Genomic DNA, 2,075 nt, shown 5'->3' with positions numbered 1-2,075 from the left:
GTATGATCGTAGCTTAGGGGGATGGCTACGCTTAGATTACTTTTGGATGAGTTGGACCCTCAGTTGTCTAAAATTGAAAAGCTTATATGACCAAGTGGAGCTGTTTACTGATGAGTCCGGAGCAGAACTCCTGATTGACAAGCTAAATCTGCCGTATACAAAGGTCACGATCGCCTTAAATGAAGTAGACCACTATCATGAAGACCTGTGGGCTGTTGGTAAGTTGTATACCTATGGCTTACAAAACGAACCCTTTCTGCATGTTGATGGCGATATTTTTTTGTGGAGTAGGTTCGACTTTCCAATTGTAGATGCCCCGTTTGTCACTCAAAGCCTGGATGATAATTTAAGTTTCTACCATCCAATTCTGAATCAAGTGGAGGAGCACTTTTCCTATACTCCAAAATACATAAAGCAACAACGTGATAAATCAGACAAAATTCTTGCTTGTAATGCCGGGATATTTGGAGGTTCAAATCTTGAGTTTATCCAGGCCTTTGCTAAAGAAGCATTTAAATTTATTCATGAAAATACTTCTGCTTTGTCGCGAATTAATGTTGGTTATTTTAATTGTATTTATGAACAATATCTGAGTTACTGCATGGCGATTGATTCTGGAATAGAGCCAACCTTCGCGTTAGACTACATTCCACATAATGAAGGTAACATTGCCAGTCTTATTGGTGTGCCTGCGAAGACGGCCTATGTACACCCTACTAACCTTGCAAAAAAGGATCATAAAATTTGTGATCAGATCGAAATAAGACTAAAAATGGAATATCCTGAGTGGTATGAAACCGTTAGAAATCTTACAGAAGAATATAGTAAAACCGTTTTTGCAACGTCTCAGAGTACAGCTACTTTCAGCAATAATCTGGCATGGTTGCGAAAGCGATACCAGCGTACCATACAATTAATCCAAAGTTTAGATATCGATAGTTTTAATGAGTTTTTAAATACGCCGGCAGAAGATTTAAGGAAAGAATTTCTGCGGTGGTCCCAGTCCGTATCTAAATCATTGGGTAAGGAATACAGTATAAAACTAAACGATGCATTAAGATTAGAGGTATCCATAGACAACCTAAAAAGAGCGTATTCTATGGGGAGGCCAGATGATCAATCGAATGAAAAGGAAGACTATCAAAATCGTCAAAACCTATTCAACGTTCCGGATGAAAAGTTTTTAGATCAAACCTTACTAATGAATGATGAAATAAAGGTTCTCAAAACGAAATTCAACTGGAGTGGTAACGTCAATCTACCGATGGTTGAAGGAGGTTTTTGGGTAGCTTTAGTCGTTAGGCCAGACCATCAGGTCAGGGAGATTTGGTGCGGACAAGAGATTAAAATAATCGATTATTTTAAGCAACCGAACACAGCTAAGAAAATACTAAAACAGATATCTCGGGATATCTCAAATCACAAATTTTCAAGAAAGGAATTTGATCAAGTTATTGTAAGAGGCATTAAGGAGTTTATAGCGGCATATATTTTGAATATCACTGAAACAGAAGAGCAATTTTCAAACCCGCTAACCCTATCGAACAACCTGTAACATCTCTTTTCCGCTCTATTGTGGCTGATTCATCAGGCATTGCGCTTTTGGATGGTGCGTCATCCTTGAGTTATCAGACGTTGGATCAGCACAGCGATAAGCTGGCACTGTACCTGAGAGCGCAAGGTGTTTCCAATGAGAGCCCCGTGGGCGTATGTCTGGAGCGCGGAGTAGAAGCCATCGTAGCCATTTTGGGTGTATTAAAATCCGGAGGCACCTACGTCCCCATCGACCCCACCTATCCCGCGCCGCGAAAAGCCTTCATCGTGCAAGACAGTGGCATGAAACACCTTCTGACCCAGAGCGAACTGAATCTCGATCTTTCTGGCGTTCAAAACATCTACCTTGATCAAGTAAGAGGCGAGATCGAGAGCCAAGCAGGAATCCTAGATAACACCCTACATCCGGAAGATTTAGCCTATATCATTTACACCTCCGGTACCTCCGGCCAACCAAAAGGAGTCATGGTCACCCACCGCAGTCTTAGCAATATGATCCAAGACTCCCTGGAACGCTTGGG

The 2,075-nt window shown here is 41.3% G+C and carries 2 protein-coding genes; both read left to right on the top strand.

All coding sequences use genetic code 11. From position 1 onward, the window contains the following. On the top strand, positions 1-1,555 hold a 1,555-nt coding region (locus AAGA18_16200; GenBank protein ID MEM9446883.1), incomplete at its 5' end, for a DUF6734 family protein. A gap of 20 nt (positions 1,556-1,575) precedes the next feature. Next, the coding region (locus tag AAGA18_16195) for an AMP-binding protein (protein ID MEM9446882.1) at positions 1,576-2,075 on the top strand (500 nt) is incomplete at its 3' end.

Source organism: Verrucomicrobiota bacterium, assembly GCA_039192515.1.
Lineage (GTDB): Bacteria > Verrucomicrobiota > Verrucomicrobiia > Methylacidiphilales > JBCCWR01 > JBCCWR01.
Note: the sequence above shows the minus strand (reverse complement) of the source record. Positions and strands in the feature narration are given on the sequence as shown.